General features: G+C 70.8%; 18 protein-coding genes. 11 read left to right on the top strand and 7 right to left on the bottom strand.

Translation table 11 applies throughout. From position 1 onward, the window contains the following. The first annotated feature begins 29 nt into the window (after positions 1–29). From HED23_RS19190 to HED23_RS19180, 3 genes are all read left to right on the top strand, one after another. On the top strand, positions 30–413 hold the full coding sequence (locus HED23_RS19190; RefSeq protein ID WP_203184631.1) for a VOC family protein: 384 nt from the start codon (positions 30–32) through the stop codon (positions 411–413). Between the two features lie 547 nt (positions 414–960). Then, positions 961–2,412: a Gfo/Idh/MocA family protein gene (locus HED23_RS19185; RefSeq protein ID WP_203184630.1), complete on the top strand. Its 1,452-nt coding sequence runs from the start codon at positions 961–963 to the stop codon at positions 2,410–2,412. A 1,031-nt stretch (positions 2,413–3,443) separates the two neighbouring features. Further along, the gene (locus tag HED23_RS19180) at positions 3,444–3,875 is read left to right on the top strand and encodes an ATP-binding protein (RefSeq protein ID WP_203184629.1); all 432 of its coding nucleotides are present in this window, start codon (positions 3,444–3,446) and stop codon (positions 3,873–3,875) included. Positions 3,876–4,704: 829 nt separating this feature from the next. Here HED23_RS19180 and HED23_RS19175 read toward each other — a convergent pair. Continuing rightward, positions 4,705–5,478, bottom strand: coding sequence for a DUF4397 domain-containing protein (locus HED23_RS19175; RefSeq protein WP_203184628.1), 774 nt, complete (start codon positions 5,476–5,478; stop codon positions 4,705–4,707). Beyond that, positions 5,475–6,176, bottom strand: coding sequence for an RNA polymerase sigma factor (locus HED23_RS19170; protein ID WP_203184627.1), 702 nt, complete (start codon positions 6,174–6,176; stop codon positions 5,475–5,477). The genes HED23_RS19175 and HED23_RS19170 overlap by 4 nt, the downstream gene beginning before the upstream one ends. Positions 6,177–6,376: 200 nt before the next feature. Between HED23_RS19170 and HED23_RS19165 the strand changes: the two genes are divergently transcribed. The 3 genes from HED23_RS19165 to HED23_RS19155 all read left to right on the top strand — a co-directional run bounded on the left by HED23_RS19165 (position 6,377) and on the right by HED23_RS19155 (position 11,140). Continuing rightward, complete coding sequence (locus HED23_RS19165; RefSeq protein WP_338019603.1) at positions 6,377–7,324, top strand: MerR family transcriptional regulator; 948 nt, start codon at positions 6,377–6,379, stop codon at positions 7,322–7,324. A gap of 759 nt (positions 7,325–8,083) precedes the next feature. Continuing rightward, entirely contained in the window at positions 8,084–9,595 is a 1,512-nt protein-coding gene (locus HED23_RS19160) for an FUSC family protein (RefSeq protein ID WP_238442037.1), read from the top strand. A 474-nt stretch (positions 9,596–10,069) separates the two neighbouring features. After that, complete coding sequence (locus HED23_RS19155; protein ID WP_203184626.1) at positions 10,070–11,140, top strand: lactonase family protein; 1,071 nt, start codon at positions 10,070–10,072, stop codon at positions 11,138–11,140. Between the two features lie 117 nt (positions 11,141–11,257). Here the strand turns inward: HED23_RS19155 and HED23_RS19150 are convergent, their stop codons facing one another. After that, positions 11,258–12,181 (bottom strand): sirohydrochlorin chelatase, encoded by a 924-nt coding sequence (locus HED23_RS19150; RefSeq protein ID WP_203184625.1) that lies wholly within the window; start codon positions 12,179–12,181, stop codon positions 11,258–11,260. Between the two features lie 138 nt (positions 12,182–12,319). After that, on the bottom strand, positions 12,320–13,315 hold the full coding sequence (locus HED23_RS19145; RefSeq protein WP_203184624.1) for an N-acetylglucosamine kinase: 996 nt from the start codon (positions 13,313–13,315) through the stop codon (positions 12,320–12,322). A 206-nt stretch (positions 13,316–13,521) separates the two neighbouring features. Here HED23_RS19145 and HED23_RS19140 point away from each other — a divergent pair, with 206 nt between their 5' ends. The 5 genes from HED23_RS19140 (at position 13,522) to HED23_RS19120 (ending at position 18,195) form a co-directional block, all read left to right on the top strand. Then, the gene (locus HED23_RS19140) at positions 13,522–14,199 is read left to right on the top strand and encodes a uracil-DNA glycosylase (protein ID WP_203184623.1); all 678 of its coding nucleotides are present in this window, start codon (positions 13,522–13,524) and stop codon (positions 14,197–14,199) included. 114 nt (positions 14,200–14,313) lie between these two features. Then, a complete protein-coding gene (locus HED23_RS19135) occupies positions 14,314–14,727 on the top strand; it encodes a hypothetical protein (RefSeq protein WP_203184622.1) in 414 nt (137 codons plus the stop codon). A gap of 218 nt (positions 14,728–14,945) precedes the next feature. Next, positions 14,946–16,166 (top strand): saccharopine dehydrogenase family protein, encoded by a 1,221-nt coding sequence (locus HED23_RS19130; RefSeq protein ID WP_203184621.1) that lies wholly within the window; start codon positions 14,946–14,948, stop codon positions 16,164–16,166. Positions 16,167–16,283: 117 nt separating this feature from the next. After that, positions 16,284–17,777: an APC family permease gene (locus HED23_RS19125; RefSeq protein ID WP_203184620.1), complete on the top strand. Its 1,494-nt coding sequence runs from the start codon at positions 16,284–16,286 to the stop codon at positions 17,775–17,777. Position 17,778: 1 nt separating this feature from the next. Beyond that, a complete protein-coding gene (locus HED23_RS19120) occupies positions 17,779–18,195 on the top strand; it encodes a universal stress protein (RefSeq protein ID WP_203184619.1) in 417 nt (138 codons plus the stop codon). 227 nt (positions 18,196–18,422) lie between these two features. Here the strand turns inward: HED23_RS19120 and HED23_RS19115 are convergent, their stop codons facing one another. The 3 genes from HED23_RS19115 to HED23_RS19105 all read right to left on the bottom strand — a co-directional run bounded on the left by HED23_RS19115 (position 18,423) and on the right by HED23_RS19105 (position 21,326). Further along, entirely contained in the window at positions 18,423–19,508 is a 1,086-nt protein-coding gene (locus HED23_RS19115; RefSeq protein WP_203184618.1) for a WD40/YVTN/BNR-like repeat-containing protein, read from the bottom strand. 205 nt (positions 19,509–19,713) lie between these two features. Beyond that, a complete protein-coding gene (locus HED23_RS19110) occupies positions 19,714–20,241 on the bottom strand; it encodes a GNAT family N-acetyltransferase (RefSeq protein WP_238442036.1) in 528 nt (175 codons plus the stop codon). Positions 20,242–20,267: 26 nt separating this feature from the next. Further along, positions 20,268–21,326, bottom strand: a complete 1,059-nt coding sequence (locus HED23_RS19105; protein WP_203184616.1) for a LacI family DNA-binding transcriptional regulator — start codon at positions 21,324–21,326, stop codon at positions 20,268–20,270. Between the last annotated feature and the right edge of the window lie 58 nt (positions 21,327–21,384).

The raw sequence follows: 21,384 nt of genomic DNA, 5'->3' as shown, positions 1-21,384 counted from the left end.
GTCGTCGTCTGCTGCGTACACTGCCGGGCATGGCATGCCGCATCAGTGAGTTGGTCATCGACTGCGCCGATCCCGACCGGCTCGCCGCATTCTGGAGTCAGGTCCTCGGCTATGCCGAACTCGGCCGTGAGGACGACGGAAGCATCGAGATCGGGCCGCCCGACATCGGCTTCGGCGGATCGCTGCCGACCCTCGTGCTCAGTCCCAGCAGCCACCCGAGGACAGGGAAGCTCCGGCTGCACATCGACGTCAACGCCACCGACCGCGACCAGGAAGCAGAGCTGGAGCGGCTGCTCGCTCTCGGCGCCAGGCCGGTCGACGTCGGGCAGAGCGGTACCGAGGACTGGCACGTTCTGTCCGATCCGGAAGGCAACGAATTCTGCCTCCTGCGCACCCGGCTCCAGCCCCTCTGACCACAGGCGAGACCGCGTCCGCGGGCAGCCCGCCAGGCCGGGGTGAACCGGTGGTTCCCACCCGGTGAAGCGGCTGCGGTTGCGACGCCGGCGCGCCGAAGGATCTGATCGGGCCGGTCCCGCCGCGACGCGGTCGCCGGGCTGATTGCCGGAGCCTCTCCGCAGACCTCCCGTCGGCGAAGGGCCGTACTCCCCATGGTGGTGCGGCGACCTGCCGCCGGCGTGGGAGGGACGGCTCGCCGGAGGCCGGTCCTGCTGCCGGAACGGCGAAAATCCCCTGCGCGAGGCCGTCCTCGTCCGGCTCATGATCGTGCACGGCCGGGCCCGCGCATCCGGACCGTGCGCGACGACGCGTCATGTGCACCCGACGACGCATGCCCGGTTCCCGCACGTCCGCCGTTGGGGCCGGCGGCGGCTTCAGGTGTTACCGGATGCTTGATTTTGTTCATAACGCGGTTCTTTCGAGCATCTATTGACACACATGCGGCCTCACGGCCAGAGTCGACCCCGCCAGTGCTGCCGGTCTCGCATCGAGGAGTGTCTAGCCATGCCCCAAAGCCCCGACGTCCCGCGCCGTTTGCTACTCGGAGGAGCACTGGCCACTGGTGCCGTCGCTGCCGGCATCGGATCAGCCACCGGCGCGGCAGCAGCCACCGGTGCGACCGCGACGACAGCGGAGGCGGCCGGGGCGGCCCCGCGCCGTCGCCCCGGCCAGAAGTCGATGATCAACGTGCCGTTCCAGCCGTACAAGACCGTCCGGGTCGGTGTGATCGGGCTCGGCAACCGGGGTTCCGGCATGACCACGGGATGGTCCGTCGTCCCCGGTTGCGTCGTCACGGCCGTCTGCGACATCCGTACCGATCGTGTCCGGCGCACGGCCGAGCGACTGGTGGCCGCCGGTAAGCCCCGCCCCGCGGAGTACGGCGGATCGGCGGACGCCTACGCCGAGATGCTGCGGCGCGACGACATCGACCTCGTCTACATCGCCACCCCGTGGGAGTTCCACTACGAACAGGGCAAGGCCGCGCTCCTGTCCGGGAAGCACGCTGTCGTCGAACTGCCCGTGGCGACCGAACTGCGCGAGCTGTGGGACCTCGTGGACACCTCGGAGCGCACCCGCAAGAATCTGATGCTCTCGGAGAACTGCAGTTACGGCCGCAACGAACTGGCCATGCTCAGGATGGCGCACGAGGGACTGTTCGGCGACATCACGAACGGTCACGGCGGCTACCTGCACGACCTGCGGGAGCTGCTCTTCTCCGACACCTACTACACGGACGCGTGGCGCCGGCTCTGGCACACCCGGAGCACCGCTTCGTTCTACGCCATGCACGGCCTTGCGCCCATCGCCGCCGCCATGGACATCAACCGCGGCGACCGCATGACGACGCTGAAGGCGACCGCGACCGCGCCGAAGGGCCTCGCCGACTACCGGGAGCGTTTCGTACCCAGATCGCACCCCTCGTGGCGGGAGACGTACATCAACGGCGACCTGGTCAGCTGCGCGATCGAGACGGCCAAGGGCAGGACCATCAGGGCCGACCACGAGGTGAGTTCGCCCCGCCCGTACAGCCGCATCAACACGCTCGCCGGCAGTCGAGGCATCTTCGAGGACTACGCGGGAACATCGTCGACCGGCGGACGGATCTACATCGAACCGGACCACAGCGGCCACTCCTGGCGGGACTTCGACGCCTACCGCAAGGAGTTCGACCACTGGCTGTGGAAGAAGATCGGCGACGACGCGGAGAACAACGGCGGTCACGGCGGCATGGACTACGTCCTCCAGTGGCGCACGGTGCAGCTGATGCGTGCGGGGCTGGTGCCGGACATCGATGTGTACGACGCGGCCTCCTGGTGCGCCCCTGTCCCTCTGAGTGTCATGTCCCTGGAGAACAAGGGGCGTCCGGTCGCCGTCCCGGACTTCACCCGGGGCGGCTGGGTCAATGTCCGCTCCGGCCTCGACTCGCGCAGCACGGAGATGCCACCGGTCTCCTGACTCCTGCCCCCTGACCCAGCCGGACCCCTTGGTCACTACGGGTTTCGATGATGTGGCTGTTCCCGTGCACGGCCGGCGCCAGCCGGTGTCTCCGGCCGGCCGGACCGTGCACGGGGAGCCGGCCCGGCAGCCCGAGGGGGTGTCGCCCCCTGTGCCGGAACCGAGGAGACGACCGCAGGCAGGGCGCCCTGGGACACGGCTGCAACAGGGACGCACTGCTCGGCGATTCGGACGGCGGCAACGCCGGCCAGTGCTCGGCCCGCGCCGCGGAGTGGATCGACGCCGTGCTGAACCGCACCGCGCTGGGCGGGGGCCAGTGCCCTACACGGAGCGAATGACCGACCGATCCGGTTCCGATGCCCCACTCATCCCGTAGCCGGACGGCCCTCGCTGTCTTGCCTGGCCGTTACCGCTCCCGCCCTCAACCGCCATGACGACGTTCCCCTGGGCCGGCATCACGGCGAGGAGGGGTGCAAGCCGACGCCGTCGTGCTCGACATGGACCTTGCCCCCGTTCCGTCGACCACGGCGGGAGGCGGCGGGTCGGGGAGGTTCCAACACGAGCCGCGAGTCACGCAGGTCCAGACCTGCGCTCCGTGCTGCTCACCACGGGCACGGCGCCACGATGCGCCTTTCTCTATTTGTCAATTTTTACTTCATTTTCCGCAACCGTTCTCCCGGTTACCTCCGAATCTCTTGTGTAAGGCCGCTCGGAGCCGCGTCCGAGTTCTCCGACTGACTGCGGGACGTGGCCACTCATGAAAGGACGGAGAGTCCGATGACTGCCACCACCCGCATTCCTCGTGTGGTGGCCGAGGTCGCCACGACCGGCCTGCCACAAGGTCGTGGTGCACGGACAGGAGCGGGAGGTACCGCCGCTGTCCGGCCCGGTGTGCCGCCACATGTGAGTGATCTCCGTCCTCGGGCGTGCGCCGGGATTCCGGGGGCCGGCACCCGGAAATCTGCCATTCGCCCCATGCGTAACCTCCCGCGGTGCACCCGGCTGCGTCGCATCAGCCTCTGGACAGCGTCATGACCCTCACGACCCCGTCACCGTCGCGTGCTCCGGCAGTTGCCACGGTAGACCGGCTCTCACTCCCTCTACCCTCCGGACCGGAAGCACCCTCGCTCGCGCGCCGTGCGACCGCCGGTTTCCTGCACCGGTTCTGGCCGTCGCTCGCACAGAGCCGCTGCGACGACTTCCTCCTGATCGTCTCCGAGCTCGTCACGAACGCGGTCCGTCACGCACCCGGGCGCAGCACCCTGACCCTGACCATCGCCTCGAGTGTTCTGGACATCGCGGTGACGGACTGCTCGTGCGTCCTGCCGGCTTCCAGGCCTCCGGACCTGAGGGACGGAACCGGCGGCATGGGCCTGCACATCGCCGAGGATCTCGGGGCCCGGCTCTTCACCGAAGCCCTGCCCGACGGCAAGCGCGTACACGCGGCGTTCGCCGCGGCCTGACTGACGACCGCTGTGGCGGCCACTCCCACACGGGTGTGGTCGCCACACAGGTGTGGTCACGCCGGGGCATCCCGGTATGCCGTCATGCCCCGGCCCGCCTCGAGCAGGTCAGGGGGCCGCACACGGTCTACGCCTCGTGGCGCCGTCCTGCCCGAAGGCTGTGGCCGGGAGGAGTCCTCCGCGTCGGAACTCGTCGTGCCCACCAGATGACGGCGGCCACGGTGAGGAGACCCAGCAAGAGGTGGGGCGTTCGGTCATCGGCCCGCTCGAAACAGCCGGTACGGTGTCCGTCAGCCGCCATCGGACGCGGAGATGTGCGGCACGTCGGGGCCGCTGGTGAATCGGATTCCCCGGACGACCGTGCCAGTTCCTGCTTGATCCGTTGCCAGACCCGGTCCGGGGGCGCGGTGGGCAGATCCGATGCCTTGACGCTGCGGGCGGCGGCCACGACACGTGCCAGCCGGTTCAGTTCGTCCCGGCAGCGTACACAGTTGGCGATGTGCCGCGGGGCGCTGACATCCGTGCTCGAGACGTCGTTGCCGAGAGCCAGTTCCACCAGGTGAGCGGGGTCGACGTGTAGCACCGTCCCCTCCTCTCCTCGTGATCCGACGCCTGCTTCGGGGCTGTCCCGGGCGCCTGCCGCGTGACCGACGAGCACGTCAGGTGCCCATCAGCGATCGAGCGGCCCGCAGAGTGAGGTGCACCGGCCGTGCCGCTCGCCCACCGACGATGAGGACCGCCGCCGGAGCGGCGGTCGGCACCGTGGCGAATGAGCCGACGCGCGAGATCAACGTACTGTCCCGCGCGCGGGGCCACCGGGGCGCACCTTTCAGTGCCCGGTCAGCCACCGGTCGCTCGAGTTCGTGGTGACAGCGGCGCCACTGCCATTGGTGTCGGCGGCACCCGGTGTGGACCCGGTGTCACTGAGTGTCTGGGTCGCCAGCTTCAGGTTCTTGTCCGCGGCGCTGCCCCAGGCGTAGACGATGTTGCTCGTTCCCTCCTTGAGGTTCAGATCGGCGGGGCCGATGGCGACGGTGTCCGTGCCGGCGAGCACGACGTCGGTCGAGATGGTGCCGGCGTCAACAGTGGTGGTGTCCTGCTTCGGATTCTCCAGCCCCTTGAATACGGTCTGGCCCTCCGCCCGGACGTCGACAGCGGGAGCGGCGGCCACATGACGCACGGTCAGCCGTGCTTTGCCGGAATCGGTTGCGGAGACATCGTTGACGAAGGCCGTCAGCTGCGGCTTGCCGTCGGCGGAGAGGTGGGCGGCGATCGTGGCATTGGCTCCCTCAGGTACCTTGACCTGCTTCTCGACGGCCGGTTTGCCATCGGGGCCCTGGCCGGCTTCGAACACCTGGATGTCGTACGTGCCTGCCTCGAGCGCCTGCGGGTCGGTCACCGTGCCGGGCTTGAAGTCGCCGAGCAGTCGGTCGCCGTTCGCGTAGACGTCGACCGTCATCCCTGGCACGCCATGGAAGACGGACACCATGGCCTGGTCTTCGCCGTCCTCGGCAGGAGCTGCCATGGCGGGCGCGCCGATGCCGATGGCCAGAGCGCAGGAGCTGACGGTAGCGGCGAGGGCGAGGGTGGTCCTGGAGGTCATGAGCTCATCCCTTCGTGTAGAGGTTCCGCCGGCCGGCGAAGCCTCGTCTCTGTTTCGTGCTCGGGCACCGCATTGGATGCGAGGGATACCCGAGCGGCCGTTTTTTCGGCACCGCCCTGTTCGATCCCTTCCCGCAGCCGGTGCAGGCCCCGGCGGGCGTGGCTCTTCACGGTGCCGAGAGGCATTCCGGTGCGCCGCGCGATCTGTGCTTGTGTCATGTCCCGGTAGAAGGCCATGCACAGCACCTCTTGCTGCGGGCGCGGCAGCCGGGACAGGGCGTCGACCAGGAGCACGCGATCCACGACGCGGTCCGCCGCCCGCTCGTCGTTCCGGCGCAGGCCGGCATCGGTCGCGGCGGAGTCGATCAGCGTGAGGCGTCGCGTCCTGGCTGCCAGTGCGTCGATGATCTTCCGGCGCGTGATGCCGACCAGCCAGGCACCGAGCGGTCCCCGCTCCGGGCGGAAGCCGTCACGTCCGCGCCAGGCGCCCATGAACACCTGCTGGGTGATGTCCTCGGCCTCGTGGGAGTCGCCGAGCGAGCGGGTGGCCATGGTGTGAACCAGTGATCCCCAACGCCGGTAGATGGCGGCGAAGGCGTCCTCGTCCGCAGCGCAGAGTCCACGCACCAGATCGTCATCGGTGGGGGCCTCCACCGTGGCCGGCGCGTCTACGTCGGTGAATCGCGTGGTCGTGCTCATGGCCTGGACCTCTTGCCGTGCTTGTGAGCGGCTGCGCAACGCTGTCACGTCTCGTTGTTCGGGCTCGGTTCATGCCAGTTTTGTTAGTGAAAGCGACGCATGCAACATGCATCGTTTATGCGTTGTACGGTGGAAATGTGAAATCGAACCGTGGCAACCGATCCGACGCGCGACGGGGTGGCGGGCAGACTACGGGTGAGGTGGCGCGACGCCTGGGGGTGGCGCCCACCACGATCCGTTCGTGGGATCGCCGTTACGGTCTCGGCCCCACCGTGCGCATCGACGGCCGGCACCGGCGCTGGACCGACGTGGACGTGGCGCGGCTGGAGCGGATGTGTGCTCTGACGGCGACCGGATTGCCGCCCGCCGAAGCCGCCCGCCTGGCGCTCGGCAAGGGCGAGACGGACGTCCCGGGGGGACGGGTTGATGCGGTGCACTCCCTGCGGACAGCCACGCGCAGTCGCAGTCGCAGTCGCAGTCGCAGCCGGGCCGGGGCCGGCCTTCGGCTGGGTGACGTGCGCCAGGAGTGCAGGGGAGTGGCCCGCGCGGCTCTTCGGCTCGACGCCGCCGCTCTTGACGACCTGCTGAACGCCGCGATCGAAGGACACGGCCTGGTCGTGGCCTGGACGGAGGTCATCATGCCGACGCTCCAGGCGGTGGGCCGTAAGTGGGAGAGCTCGGGGGAGAAGTACGTCGAGGTCGAGCATTTCTTGTCCTGGCACGTCTCAGGCGCGCTGCGCCACCACGCACCGCCCGTCGCCGCCGAGCGGCCGGGCGCGACCACCGTGCTCGCCTGTGTGCCCGCCGAGAACCACACCCTGCCGTTGGAGGCACTGGCCGCCGCGCTGGCCGAGCGCGGTCTGCCGGTGCGCATGTTCGGCGGTGCGCTGCCCGTCGAGTCGCTGGTGGCGGCGGTCGGCAGAACGGGACCGGTCGTGGTGGGACTGTGGGCACAGTCCCGCAACACGGCTAGTCGGCCGGTGGCGCAGCATGTGGCAGCGATGGAATGGGGTGTGCGCGGCGCCCGCCGGAAGCCTCTCGTACTGATGCTCGGGCCCGGCTGGGATGGGCGGACCGCGCAGGAGTTGCCGCATCCGCAGGGGCTCGCGGAAGCCGTCGTTGCGGTGGAATCGGCGGCGATCAGATGACGGCTGCCGCCCGGGTCATCTCGTGGGTTTCGCTGCCGGACTTTCCTGGCTCCGGGGCCGGGGCGGCGGAAAGTGAGGCTGACTCCGGGGCCGGGGCGGCCGAAGGGAGGCTGCCGCCTGAGGTGAGAGCCCTGGCGCTCGCAGGCCGAGCGGTGCTCTCTCAGGCGTCGGCCCTCGACATGGCGCGGTTCACGCCCGTTGCGCGGATATCCGGCTGTCGCCTTCCTGCCGGAGACCCCGGCCGCGTCATAACGCCTGTCGGCCGGATCATCCGCCCGTCGGCTGGAAGCGGTGAGCATTTCGATGCGGTGGGCCATCGGGTTGCTGTGCCTGCGGTTTCATGGACGCCGGGGCGGCGGTGGAGCACCTGAGACGCCGATCTTCCGGGCGTACCGCGACGCCCCGTCCTCGAGCTCGTTCCGGGGGAGTCCGGCAGCGGCCGCAACGCCAGGATTCAGCTCCAGGTCCCCGAGGTGACGGCTTGGGTTCGGCAGCGGTGCTGATCAGGCGGAAGTTCGTTCCGAAGGGCTGGGCTGGGCTGTCATCCGCACAACGGTGTCGCATGTGGCTGGTCCGTTGGCTCCACCATGGCTGAGGTGGATCATGCTTTGTGAGCCATTGGCTCAGTGGTTCGAGCCTCGGTTGAACCATCAGGCCTCCAGATGCTGAGATAGGGACATCAATGGCGCTGCGGGTCCCCCCGGGGATCTCCGCGGCGCCATTCTCATGTCTGCTGGTCTACGAAAGGTGCGGGGCAACTTGCTGAAGAGGGCGTTCGTCGCACCGGACCCGGGGCACATGCGGCTGCGGTTCGCGTCCCGGGCCGTGCTCGGCATCGGGCTCGCCGTCGCGCTGTGCGGGGCAGCCGGGCACTCGCTGGCGGCGGCAGTCGCCGGTGGCCTGGCCGCGCTGCTCGCACTGTTCACGGTGACCGACGCGACGGTGCGTGGGCAGGCGCTCACGACCGCGCTTCTTCCCGCCGTCGGTCTCCCGGTGCTCACCCTTGCCGCCGTGCTGCACGATGTGCCCGTCGCACGCGACCTGGCGTTCCTCGCCGTGGTGGGCGCGGGGGTCTACGCGCGGCGGTGGGGGCCGCGTGGGCACTCACTGGGCGTGTTCGGCTTCATGGCCTATTTCTCCGCCCAGTTCCTGCACACCGTGCCCGCCCAGCTGCCCGAGCTGTACGCAGCCGTGCTGCTGTCTCTCATCGCCTCGTCGGTGGTGCGGTTCGGCGTGTGGTGCTACGAGCGGCGGATCGCGATACCCGCGGCGGTGGCCCTTCCCGCCGGGGCATCGGGACTCGGGCGGATCACGACGCGGCACGCCGTGCAAGCGACGGCGGGGGCGGCGTTCGCGCTCGCGGTGGGGCAGGTGCTCTCCGATCAGCGTTGGTACTGGGCCGTCGGCGCGACCTGGTGGGTGTTCGTGGCCACGACCTCGCGAGGTGAGGCCGTCGTGCGCGGGTTCAGGCGATTCCTGGGCACGGTGCTCGGGATCGGGTTGGGCTTCGCCGTGGCCGTGCCGCTGCACCACGAGCCGGTCGTGGTCGCTGCAGTCGTGGCGGTGAGCGTGTTCGGGATCTTCTACACCGCTGCGGTCTCCTACACCTGGATGATGCTGGCCGTGACGGTGATGGCGAGCATGCTGTACGGGCTGCTCGGCGTGCTCGACCCGGATCTGCTCGTGCTTCGGGTGACCGAGACGGCGGTCGGTGCGCTCGGTGCCGTACTGGCGGTGCTCATCGTGCTGCCGGTGACCACGCACTCGGTGACCGAGGCGTGGGTGGAGCGGGCGTTGCGGTGCGTGCACACGTGCACGGCCGAGGCCGCCGCCCGCCTCGCCGGGAGTGAGGACGTCGACCCACCCCGGCGCGTTGTCGAGCTGGAGGCGATCCTCGGCCGGGTGCGATTGTCGCTCGCGCCGCTGGTGCATCCTCTCAACCCGATGAAGGCCCGCAAGCGACGGGCGCGGCGCGTCCTCGCGTTGCTCGACGACTGCGCACGCGAGGTGCGTGGTCTGGCCTCTGTCGCTGCCGACCCGGAGGCCTCGCACGACAACCGGCTCGCCGCAGCATGCCGGCGGGTGGAGGCGGCCGTCGAGGCCCTCACCGACGTGCCGACCGCCGGGCGAGACCTCCGAGTCGATCACGCGGCGGCCACGGAGCTGACCGGCGCCGAACAGATGCTCACCCACCTCCATGCTCTGGAGCGTGCTCTGCTCGAACTCGCCGTGCCGCTTCGAAGGCCCAGCCGAATGCCGGCCGGCGCCTGAGCCGTCGCGCGCGGCGAGACCGTCGAGCATCATCCCGCGCGGCGCCGCGCGGGCGGGCTCCGTCGCGGCGGGCCCGGGGGGCGTCCCACGATGCCCGGCCGGTCGCTGCCTGCCGGGCGTGGAAGCCCCGGTGGAGACTCTGACGGCGCCCGGCCCAGGCCTACCGGGCCGGGGACGGGCCGCCCGCGGTGCCGATGTTCTGCATCCCGGCTGCGTCGCCGAGCCGTCGCCCGCCCGGCTGCGTCGCCGAGCCGTCGGCCCGCCCGACCCGCGTGTGCCGCCGAGCCGTCGCCCGCCCGTCCGCACAGCCGGGAGAAGGCGCCCGCCGGCCTCGCCGCACCCCTGCGAAGTTCTCCACGTGCCCCACTGATGGGCGCCTGAACCCCTCTTGGGGCCTGTTCGGCCCGGCCCGGAATTCGCTGCCTGCTACCGTCGGCCGGGAAGATCGCGACGGACGTGAAGAGGGGTAGCGCGATGGGCGCCGACCACGCAAAGTGGGCATTCATAGGGTCCTTCACCTCGGCGGGCGGGCGTGGCATCAGCGTCGCCTCCGTCGACCGGGACACCGGGGCCCTGTCCGTGCTCGAGTCCACGGACGCCGTGGCCGACCCGTCCTTCCTCGCGGTCGGCCGCGCTCCCGGAGCTGGCGGGACCGTGCTGTACACGGTCAGTGAGACCTCGGACGGCGCCGCGGCGGCATTCGGCATCGACGACGACGGCACGCCGCGGCTGATCGGCGAGGTGCAGCCGGTCGGTGGGAGCAGCCCCACGCATCTGGCGCTCTCGGCCGGCCATCTGCTCACGGCCAACTACGGCTCCGGCAGTGTCACCGCGCTGCCCGTACGGGACGACGGCTCGCCCGGCCCGGCGACAGGCGTACTGCGGCATGAGGGCCGTGGTCCCGACGACGGCCGTCAGTCGGGCCCGCACGCGCATCAGGTGCTGGCCGATCCGTCGGGGAAATGGGTGCTGAGCGTCGACCTCGGCACGGACTCCGTGCGTGTCTGCGCGCTCGATCCCGCTACCGGTTCCCTGCGCTTGCACGCCGAGACGGCGCTGCGACCGGGAGTCGGACCGCGCCACCTCGCCTTTCACCCGTCCGGGGGACACGTCTACGTCCTGAACGAGCTGGAGCCGACGGTCACCACGTGCCGGTGGGACGCGGCCGGAGGTCTGCTCGAACCGCTGGGTGAGACACAGGTGCTGCCACAGGACCACGACGAGGACGGCGCCGTACGCACGTACCCGTCGGAGGTGGTGGTCTCGCACGACGGCCGGTTCCTCTGGATCGCCAATCGCGGCCACGACAGCATCTCCGTCCTCACCCTCGACGAGACGGCGGAGAAGCCCGTTCTGGCCGCGGCCGTGGGATGCGGAGGACGCTGGCCGCGCGATCTCACCCTCGACCCCACCGGGCAGTGGCTGTACGTCGCCAACGAGCACTCGGGGAACGTCAGCTGGTTCGCCGTGGACGCGGAGACCGGAATCCCGGCGCACGCGGGCTCGACCGAGGTTCCGGCCGCCTCCTGCGTGGTCTTCGGCTGACGCCTTCCCCGGCCGTGACGCCTCCGCGAAACGGCATGAGGGGCAGCCGTCCTCGGCAGCGCGCGGCGCGGACCCGACAGGACGGGTCCGCGCCGTCCGGGCGCGGCGTGGCGCGGATCAGTGCGCCTGGGCTCCCTGGGGCGTCGCAGGGGTGATGCCCAGCGTCGTCGCGTACAGCGAGAGGACGAGCTTGCCGATGGCCGGGTACGCCCCGAGCGGCTCGGCGGTCGCGCAGCCGGCCTCCTTCGCGGCGGCGTCCAGCAGCCCGGCGTCGATCTCCGGGCCGACCAGGTACGGCGCCAGCGCGAGCTGCGCGGAGCCGGAGTTCTGCAGCTGCGCGGCGATCGAGGCGACCGAACCCTCCACGTCCAGGGCCGCGGCCATCACCGGCACGGCGAGACGGGCGGCCAGCAGCATGCCGGTGATCCCGGCTGCCTGTACGGCCTCCTCGCCGCCGACCGTGGCGAGCACGATGCCGTCGGCCGCGGTCGCCACGGTGAACAGCCGCGCGCGGTCTGCCCGCGCCAGACCCGCCTCCGAGAGACGTACGTGCAGCGCTTCGGCGAGCAGAGGGTGCGGACCCAGCACGTCTGTCAGCTCGGCCTGTGTGCCGCTGTCCATGACGGCCTGCCGTATGCGCCGGATCAGGGCGCTGTCCGGCCCCGCCAGCAGCGGAACCACGACGGCGGACGTGCCCGAGGGCTCGGCGACCTCGCGGCCCGCGGCGACGGCCTGCTCGTAGCGCGCGGTGCGCTCGGCGGCGGCGTGGGTGAGTACGGAGGCGAGCGTGGGATATTCGGCGTCATCGCCGTCGAGGTAACCGATCTGCGCATTGAGACCGGGCAGCTCGGAACGGGCGATGCTGATCACTTCCTCGGCCAGGCTGCGCGAGGCCGGGGAAGGGGTACCGGGAACGGCAAGAACGAGCGCGGCAGCGCCCTCAGGTGCGACCACGGGCTCCGGGCGGCGGTGCCGTCCGGACTGGCGAGGTCGCGGCATTCGTACAGGCAGGCCGGAAGCGGGCCCAGTGGGGGTGCTCATGGCGCCGCATGCTACTGGTTTTGGGTGCCCCTCTGTTCGGGGAGGGGGCGGTCAGGCGTTATCTGTCCGTATATGTCTGTTGAGCGGCATAGCAGGCGACTGACCTGCTCTGTCCGGACAGAGGATCGCTCGAATCGTCTACGTTACTCCCGGTACGAACAGCAGCGAGGGGTGGGGTGGCAGTCGCAGCCCGGGACCTGCGAGGGCCCGGGCGATCTCCAGTGCGCCGTGCAGCGGGTCAGCCTCCGCCGGGACCACGCGCGCCTGCGGGACCTGCCGGGCGAGCTCCCCGCGCAAAGGGCCGAGGAGTGGCTCGCCCAAGCGGAACAGTCCGCCGGTCAGAGCGACTTCGCAGCCGTCGGGACCGGGGGAGCGGGGGCACACCGCGGCCGCCGCCCCGGCGATATGTGCCGCCGCCTCCCGGAGGATCCCGGCCGCGATCTCGTCGTCGGCGGCGCAGGCCGCGACCTCGGGGGCGAACGACGCGAGCAGTGCGGGACGGTCCGTACGCGGATAGAGAAGGCCCGGAAGGGCTGTGGCCGGTCCGAAGGCCGCCTCGAGCCGCGCCAGCAGCAACGGCGAACCACCGCGGCGTCCGTCGTGGGCCCGCATCGCCGCTTCGAGCCCCGCCCGGCCGATCCAGGCGCCGCCGCCGCTGTCGCCCAGCAGATGTCCCCAGCCGTCGGCCCGGCGCCACGTCGTGAGGTCGGTGCCGAGTGCGATCATGCCGGTGCCGCCCGCGACGACCGCGCCGGGCCGCTGTCCCAGTGCCCCGGCGTACGCAGTCACCGCGTCGGCGGCCAGGGCCACCCGCCGCACACCCAGCGTGTCCGCGAGGGCGCCCGGCAGCCGGGCGCGCAGCTGTTCGCCGAGGGTCGCCATGCCCGCGGCACCGACGGCCGCAGCGGCGACGGCCGCGCCGGGAGCCGTCTGCTCCAGCAGTCGGCGGACGGCGGGAAGCAGCTGCTCCAGGAGGTGCCCGGCGTCGATGCCGTCCGAGCCCGTCCGTACGGGCTCTGCGCATACGGCGGTGCGGGCGGGGGTCCCCGCGTCCACCGGCCCGAGCGCGACGCGCAGACCGGAACCGCCCGAGTCCACCCCGAGGACGAACTCGACCCGCGCGGCGGCGGTCACGGCGGTGTCCGGCCGGCCCGAGGGGGACCGGTCCCGTCGGTCACCGGAGGTCACGGGCACCGCCGGCTGCGGATGAACGCCTGCGCGACCTCATGGACGGACTCCGGGGGGTGGAGGACTGACGACGAGCGGCACCCTATCGCTCAACCCGGGCCCATGGGGGCCGCGTGATCATTCCGGCCCCGTAGGCCGGTAGAGTGACAGCTGTGGCAGCGCGACCGTTGAGTGAACTTGTTGAGTCCGGCTGGGCCGAGGCGTTGGCGCCCGTCGCCGACCGGGTCGCGGCGATGGGTGACTTCCTCCGTGCCGAGATCGGGGCCGGGCGCACCTATCTGCCGGCGGGGGCGAACGTTCTCCGAGCCTTCCAGCAGCCCTTCGACGAGGTGCGCGTCCTGATAGTGGGTCAGGATCCCTACCCCACACCGGGTATGGCCATCGGGCTCAGCTTCGCGGTGTCGCCCGAGGTGCGCCGCCTGCCGGGCAGCCTGGAGAACATCTTCAGGGAACTGCGCACGGATCTCGGCCTCCCGAAGCCCTCCAACGGCGATCTGACGCCCTGGACGCGGCAGGGCGTGCTGCTGCTCAACAGGGCTCTGACCACAGCGCCCGGCAAACCCGCCGCCCACCGTGGCAAGGGTTGGGAAGAAGTGACCGAGCAGGCCATTCGAGCCCTGGCCGCCCGGGGCAAGCCGATGGTCTCCGTGCTGTGGGGGCGCGACGCGCGCAACGTGCGGCCGCTCCTGGGTGACCTGCCCGCAGTCGAATCCGCCCATCCCTCCCCGATGTCGGCGGACCGCGGCTTCTTCGGCTCGCGGCCCTTCAGCCGCGCCAACGACTTCCTCGTGCGCGCGGGTGAGCAGCCGGTGGACTGGCGTCTGCCGTAAGCGGGAGTTCCGTGCCGACAGGCAGGACCCAGGGTGCGGTGGCCCCGTATGACGGAACGGCAACAGCTGCACGGAACGTCGTCGACGCGGGTCGGGATCGGCGAGGATCCCGCCATGAAGCGCATCGCTCGTACTGCCGTCCTCATCGGTGCCGGAGCTGTCACCCTGCTCTCGGGTTGTACCGCCGACGGCGGACCGGACTCCGACCGCGCCCTCGCCACGGCCGGCCCCACGGCCACGACCACGACCGCGCCCGATGCCGCGGAGCAGGTGGCGGATCGGTACCGGGCAGTGGGCGGTGAACAGGAGGTCTACGGGATTCAGAGGAGTGCCGGGCCTGAGGGTGTTCCCGTGCTGGTCGTGTGGACGCGCGACCCCGATGACAGTGCCCAGACGTTCGACGAGCTCAAGACGTCGGTCACCGGCTTCCTCGAACAGAGCGAAGGGGTGTCGCTGGACGAGGGCTATCTCATGGACGTCTTCGGCCCGGACGGTTCGCTGAAGCACCGGCTGGACGCACGTCCGTAGCCCACGCGTCGCCGGATCTCCGGCCGGACGCACGTCCGTAGCCCACGCGTCGCCGGACCGGGTGGTGCCCCGAAGCGGGCACACCCCCGGGACGGGACACCACTCCGACGGTTGCCCACCGCCGGGCGGAGCGGCTGTTAGCGTGCCCACTCCACCGGACCGGCCGGGCCAACTGGAGCCGGAAACCGCCACGGCAGCACGACAAAGGAGTGGTGCTCATGCGTGTCCTCTTGGTCGGAGCAGGAGGCGTGGGCACGGCGATCACGAGGATCGCGGCCCGTCGGCCCTTCTTCGAGCACATGGCGGTCGCCGACTACGACCTCGGCCGGGCGGAGGCCGCCGTCGCGGCTCTGGGGGAACGCGGGGACCGATTCGGCGCGGTCCGGCTGGATGCCTCGGACCAGGCCGCCGTGCGTTCCGTCCTCGCCGAACACCGCTGCGACATCCTGCTCAATGCCACGGACCCCCGCTTCGTCATGCCCCTGTTCGAGGCGGCTCTCGCCCAGGGCGTGGACTACCTGGACATGGCCATGTCGCTGTCCAGGCCCCACCCGTCCCGTCCGTACGAGGAGTGCGGCGTCAAGCTCGGGGACGAGCAGTTCGAACGGGCCGCCGACTGGGAGGCCGCCGGCCGGCTTGCCCTGGTGGGGATGGGCGTGGAACCCGGGCTCTCGGACGTGTTCGCCCGGTACGCCTCCGACGAGCTCTTCGACGAGATCGAGGAGTTCGGGATCCGCGACGGCGCAGACCTGACGGTGGAGGGATACGACTTCGCCCCCTCCTTCAGTATCTGGACGACGATCGAGGAGTGCCTGAACCCTCCGGTGGTGTACGAGGAAGGGCGCGGCTGGTTCACCACCGCCCCCTTCAGCGAACCGGAGGTCTTCGACTTCCCCGAAGGCATCGGGCCCGTGGAGTGCGTCAACGTGGAGCACGAGGAGGTGCTGCTCGTACCCCGTTGGCTGAAGGCCTGGCGGGTGACGTTCAAGTACGGGCTGGGTGACGAGTTCATCGGGGTGCTGCGTACGCTCCACAAGCTGGGCCTGGACCGTACGGCTCCCGTGGCCGTGAAGAGCGATGCCGGCGAAGCCCGGGTATCGCCCCGCGACGTGGTGGCCGCGTGCCTGCCCGACCCGGCCGGCCTCGGTGAGCGGATGCACGGGAAGACGTGCGCGGGTACCTGGGTGAAGGGCAGCAAGGACGGGCGGCCCAGGGAGGTCTACCTCTACCACGTGGTCGACAACCAGTGGTCGATGCGGGAGTACGGCTCCCAGGCCGTGGTCTGGCAGACCGCGATCAACCCGGTGGCCGCTCTCGAACTCGTCGCGGCCGGAACCTGGGGAGGAAGCGGAGTGCTGGGTCCCGAGGCGATGCCGCCACGGCCGTTCCTCGACCTGCTGGCCGACTACGGCGCCCCGTGGGGCATGCGCGAGCAGTGACGGCTGCTGCCGGCCTGGGGGCAGCCTCGCCGGACGTGCGCGCCCGGAAGTACGTCAATAGCATGTGGAAGGAAATATTCCGCTTCTCTTCAGGCCTGTGAACCCGAGCGAGGGAGTATGGCAGAGGACCGTGCCGGATCAGCACGGCCGGCAAGCTTGAAGCCGAATGCGATCGGCTTCGTCGACGCCCTGGTCATCGGACTGAACGCCACGTCCCCGGCCTACTCGGTGGCAGCCGTAATCGGCCCTGTCGTGGCACTCGTCGGCATCTACGCACCCGGAGTGCTCTTCGCCTCCTTCGTGCCGATGCTCCTCATCGCCTCGGCCTTCTACTACCTGAACAAGGTCGACCAGGACTGCGGGACGACGTTCTCCTGGGTGACCCGCGCCATGGGGCCCTGGACCGGCTGGCTCGGGGGCTGGGCTATCGCCATGACCGGTGTGCTCGTGGTCGGGTCACTGGCGGACGTCGCCGTCAGCTTCGGTCTGCTGGCCGTCGGCCTCGACAGCTGGGCCGAGAACACATTCGTCCGCCAGTTGCTGACTGTGCTTCTGATCATCGTGATGACCGGGCTGTGCGTCATCGGGACCGAGCTGTCGGCCAAGGTGCAGAACGTCCTGATCCTGGCTCAGGTGGCCTTCCTCCTCGTGTTCGTGATCGTCGCGCTCTACCGCGTCTACGCGGGCACGACCTCCTTCGACTCCGTCAAACCCTCTGCCGACTGGCTCAATCCCTTCGGTGCGGGAGGCGCGGCGCTCACGGGCGGCCTCTTGCTGGGCGTGTTCATCTACTGGGGATGGGAATCGGCAGTCAACCTCACCGAGGAGGTCGAGGACTCCGCGAGCGCACCCGGGAAGGCCGGCGTGTGGTCGACCGTGATCCTGCTGGTGACCTACCTCTCCGTAGGCTTCGCGGTCGTCGCCTTCGCCGGAACGGCGTACCTGGCCGAGAACGCCGGGGAGGAGGAGTTCATCTTCGCCCTGCTGGCCGGCGAGGTCATGGGGGGCTGGGACTGGGTCGTGCTGCTCGCGGTCGCGACGTCGGCACTCGCGTCGACCCAGACCACCATCATCCCGGCGTCGCGCACCGCGCTCTCCATGGCCCGTCGCAAGGCGCTGCCGGCGCACTTCGCCCACATCAGCCCGCGATTCCGGACCCCCGACGTGAGCACATGGTGGGTGGCCGCCATCGCCATCGCCTGGTACCTCGTCGTCAGTCAGATCAGCGAGAACGCCCTCTTCGACTCGCTGACGGCGCTGTCGCTGCTCATCGCCTTCTACTACGCCCTCACCGGCGTCGCGTGTGCGGTCTACTACCGCCGTCACCTGACCGAGAGCGTGCGCAACTTCTGCCTCATCGGCCTCGGCCCGGTGATCGGAGCCGGTCTGCTGACCTGGCTGCTCGTCCGGTCGATCATGGATATGTCCGACCCGGCGAACTCCTACAGCGGAACCTCCTGGTTCGGGCTGGGCCCCCCGCTCGTCATCGGCATCTGCATCAGCCTGATCGGTGTGGTCGTCATGGTGGTGCTGCGGTTCCGGTCGCCGTCCTTCTGGGCCGAACGCCGCAGTGTGGTCGACCCCGACCTCGTACACGGCAAGGAGCCCTGAGATGTCCGTGGTCCTCGGGTACGACGAGTCGCCCGGTGCCGCACGCGCCCTGCGGGCGGCGATCGAGGTGGCCGGTGCGTTCGGCGAGAGGCTCGTCCTGGTCTACGGTGCGGCGCCGCCCGGCCCCACCGGCGAGGAGTACCGTGCCCACTACGAGGCCATCCGCCAGGCCGGGCGTACGGGGCTGGAGCGCGCGGTCGCCGCTGCGGAGACGGCCGGCGTACCGACCACGGTCGAGGTCATCGACCTGAGTCCCGCGCAGGCGCTGATCGAGGCCGCCGACCGCTACGAGGCGAGAGTCATCGTCGTGGGCAGCTGGGGCGAGAGCCCGATGCGCGGCGCCCTGCTCGGCTCCACCCCGCACAAGCTCCTGCACCTGTCGACCGTGCCGGTGCTCTGCGTGCCGACCGACGAGTGAGGCCGCCGAGGGGCGAGCCTGCCGAGCTGATCCCCTTCCGATCCGAGCGGGCGCGCGCTCGGGCACGTGCCGACGCCCGCGCCGCTCGGGCACGTGCCGACGCACGCGCCGCTCGGGCCGGGACGGTGCACGCGCCGGTGCGCGGCCGCTCTGTACGGGCCGACGGCGAGCCGTATGTGTCCGGCCGTCGGCCCTCCGGGGCCGGCTGAGGGGTGCCCCTCTTCCTGTCAGTGGAGCACCGCCGCCCGCACGCACAGCACGTCGGGCAGGTGCGAGAGGAGCTGCTGCCAGCTGTCGCCGTCGTCGGCGCTCGCATACACCTCGCCGTTGCGGTTGCCGAAGTAGACGCCGGCCGGGTCGGCGTCGTCCGTGCAGAGCGCGTCACGCAGCACCGTGCCGTAGTGGTCGCCGTCCGGAAGGCCTCGCGTGAGGGGCTCCCAGGTCTCTCCCGCGTCCTGGGTGCGGAACACCCGGCAGCGGTGTCCGGCGGGGACGCGGTCCGCGTCGGCGTTGATCGGGAAGACGTAGAACGTGTCGGCGCGATGCGGGTGCGCAGCGGCGGCGAAGCCGAAGTCCGAGGGCAGGCCCGCACCGATGTCCTTCCAGTGCTCCCCGGAGTCGTCGCTGCGGAACACGCCCCAGTGGTTCTGCAGATAGAGCCGGTCGGGGTCGGCCGCGTCCCGGGTGACCTTGTGCACGCACTGGCCGAACTCGGGGTCCGGGTCCGGCAGGAAGACTGCCGAGACGCCCCTGTTGGACGGGGCCCAGCGCTCGCCCCCGTCCTTGGTGCGGAACACTCCCGCCGTTGAGACGGCGACGGTCACCGTGTCGGCGTCCCTCGGGTCGGTCAGGATGGTGTGCAGCCCCTCGCCGCCCCCACCGGGGACCCATTCGGACCGTGTCGGGTGCTCCCAGAGAGGGCGGACCAGCTCGAAGGACTCACCGCGGTCGTCCGACCGGAACAGCGCCGCGGGTTCCGTCCCCGCGTACACGACTCCGGGGGCCTCGGGGCCGGCGGGATGCAGCTGCCACACCCGCTCCAGCGATGCCTCCGTGAACTGCGGGAACCTTACGGCAGGCTGCCTCGGCTCCACCCAGGACGCACCCAGGTCGTCGGAGTGGAAGACGGACGGGCCCCAGTGCGCGCTGTCGCCTCCGACCAGCAGCCGGGGCGTCTCCCCGCGGGAGTCGATCCCGATCGAGTAGATCGCCTGGGCGTTGAAATGAGGATCGCCGAACTCCCACGAGCCGCCGTGTCTGCGGCCGATGAAGAGCCCCTTGCGGGTGCCTACGGTGAGCAGAACATCGGTCATGACAAGACCTCCCGAGACGCCGTTGTACCGGATGAGGCCAGTCTGCACCCGGCCACTGACACAGGCCGGGAGATGCGGTGTCGGCCCAGGTCGCAGCGGTCGCGGCAGGGTGCGAGGCCGTTGGGAGGGGTGGTCCGGGGGTGCTCGGGTCCGGGTGTCCGCCGGGCGCGGTGGTCCGGGCGTCCGGGGGGTACGGCCCGGACGCCTACCGCTCCGAGCTGCCGGGCGCCCGCCGCGGAGCCCGGTCACGCGTGATTGTCAGCAGCCGGGTGGTGCTCCCGTCCGCCTCCTGGATGTCCCGGACGTGCCGGAAGCCGAGTCGTCCCAGAAGAGTCAGGGAAGGCTCGTTCTCCGCGGAGACCGTGGCGTGCACCTCCCCGAGGCCGAGCGGACCGAAGCCGTGCTCGACGAGCGCCCCGGCCAGTTCGGTGCCGAGACCGCGGCCCCAGGCATCGGGGGACAGCGCGTAGACGATCTCGTGCCCTCCGGACTCGGGGGTCGGCTTGATCTCGGCATGGCCCACCGTCGTGCCGCCTTCCCGGACCGCCCAAACGTCGAAGAGTCCTCGCGCGTACACCTCGGTGAAGACCCGCCCGAAGAGGGCGCGGTCCTCGGCCTCCGTGGAGGGGCCCTCGCCCATCCACCGGGGCACCCGGACATCCTGGAAGAGCGCGACGAACGCCTCCTCGTCGCCCGGTGCGTACGGGGTCAGCAGCAGGCGGGCCGTCCGCACCCCGGGTGGCCTTGGCTGCCCCTCACTCACGGCTTCGGAGGGGCCGTGCTGCTGCGGACCACCAGGCTCGTCGCCAGGTCGACCCGGGTGGTCGCCGGCTGCTTGCCCCGGCCCAGGTCGAGCACCAGCCGGGCCGCGGTCTCGGCCATCTCTATGAGCGGCTGGCGCACCGTGGTGAGCGGTGGACCGATCCAGCGGGTGAGCGGCAGGTCGTCGAAGCCGACCACGCTGAGGTCCTCGGGGATCCTCAGTCCCAGCTCGCGCGCGGCCTCGTAGACGCCGAGGGCCTGCAGGTCGTTCCCGGCGAAGATCGCGGTGGGCGGTTCCGGAAGCCGCAGCAGTTCCAGGGCCGCCGTGTAGCCGTCCTCGTGGTTGAACTCGCCTTCCCTGACGAGCTCGGGGTCCATGGGGATGCCCGAGGTCTCCAGGGCGGCACGGTAGCCGTCGATCCGGGCGCGGCTGCACATCATGCGGGTCGGCCCGCCGATGACGCCGATCCGCCGGTGTCCCATGCCCGTCAGATGGCGGGTGGCGGCAAGCCCGCCCTGCCAGTTGGCCGCGCCGACCGAGGGGATGTCGTCCCCGGGGTCCCCTGCCGGATCGACGACCACGAAGGGGATGGAGCGGCTCGTCAGCTGGGCACGCTGCGCCGCGTCGAGGTCCGAGAGCACCAGGATCACTCCGGCCGGGCGGCGGGCCAGGACCCCGTCCACCCACGTCTGGCCGGGTGTGAGCCGGCCCGCACTCTCCGAGAGGACCAGGCTCAGGCCCTCGTCCCGGGCGACGTTCTCGACGCCCCGTACGACCTCCATCGCCCAGGCGCTGTCCAACTCGTGGAAGACCAGGTCGATGAGCTGGGACTGCTGGGAGGCGCCACGCCTGCGACGGTAGCCGTGCCGCAGCAACAGCTCCTCCACCCTCGTGCGCGTACCAGGGGCGACGTCGGCGCGGCCGTTCAGCACTTTCGAAACTGTCGGAGCCGAAACTCCGGCCGCTCGGGCGATCTCTGCCAGCGTGGCGGTGCTCTCCGACGACTCGTCGACGGGCGCCTTCTCCTGTTGGGGCTGGACCTTTGCAGGGCTCATGCACGAATCGTAGCTCGCCCGCCGACCTGAATCCGCGTCCGGGCAGGGTTCGTAAATC

It is taken from the genome of Streptomyces pratensis, assembly GCF_016804005.1.
GTDB lineage: Bacteria > Actinomycetota > Actinomycetes > Streptomycetales > Streptomycetaceae > Streptomyces > Streptomyces pratensis_A.
The sequence above is the reverse complement of the archived record's forward strand: the minus strand, read 5'-3'. Positions and strand labels throughout refer to the sequence as shown.

Excerpts from the sequence above, each read along its gene's own strand:
- HED23_RS19190 (WP_203184631.1), top strand. The coding sequence starts at position 30 with ATGGCATGCCGCATCAGTGAGTTGGTCATCGACTGCGCCGATCCCGAC.
- HED23_RS19185 (WP_203184630.1), top strand. The coding sequence starts at position 961 with ATGCCCCAAAGCCCCGACGTCCCGCGCCGTTTGCTACTCGGAGGAGCA.
- HED23_RS19180 (WP_203184629.1), top strand. The coding sequence starts at position 3,444 with ATGACCCTCACGACCCCGTCACCGTCGCGTGCTCCGGCAGTTGCCACG.
- HED23_RS19175 (WP_203184628.1), bottom strand. The coding sequence starts at position 5,478 with ATGACCTCCAGGACCACCCTCGCCCTCGCCGCTACCGTCAGCTCCTGC.
- HED23_RS19170 (WP_203184627.1), bottom strand. The coding sequence starts at position 6,176 with ATGAGCACGACCACGCGATTCACCGACGTAGACGCGCCGGCCACGGTG.
- HED23_RS19155 (WP_203184626.1), top strand. The coding sequence starts at position 10,070 with ATGGGCGCCGACCACGCAAAGTGGGCATTCATAGGGTCCTTCACCTCG.
- HED23_RS19150 (WP_203184625.1), bottom strand. The coding sequence starts at position 12,181 with ATGAGCACCCCCACTGGGCCCGCTTCCGGCCTGCCTGTACGAATGCCG.
- HED23_RS19135 (WP_203184622.1), top strand. The coding sequence starts at position 14,314 with ATGAAGCGCATCGCTCGTACTGCCGTCCTCATCGGTGCCGGAGCTGTC.
- HED23_RS19130 (WP_203184621.1), top strand. The coding sequence starts at position 14,946 with ATGCGTGTCCTCTTGGTCGGAGCAGGAGGCGTGGGCACGGCGATCACG.
- HED23_RS19125 (WP_203184620.1), top strand. The coding sequence starts at position 16,284 with ATGGCAGAGGACCGTGCCGGATCAGCACGGCCGGCAAGCTTGAAGCCG.
- HED23_RS19120 (WP_203184619.1), top strand. The coding sequence starts at position 17,779 with ATGTCCGTGGTCCTCGGGTACGACGAGTCGCCCGGTGCCGCACGCGCC.
- HED23_RS19115 (WP_203184618.1), bottom strand. The coding sequence starts at position 19,508 with ATGACCGATGTTCTGCTCACCGTAGGCACCCGCAAGGGGCTCTTCATC.
- HED23_RS19105 (WP_203184616.1), bottom strand. The coding sequence starts at position 21,326 with ATGAGCCCTGCAAAGGTCCAGCCCCAACAGGAGAAGGCGCCCGTCGAC.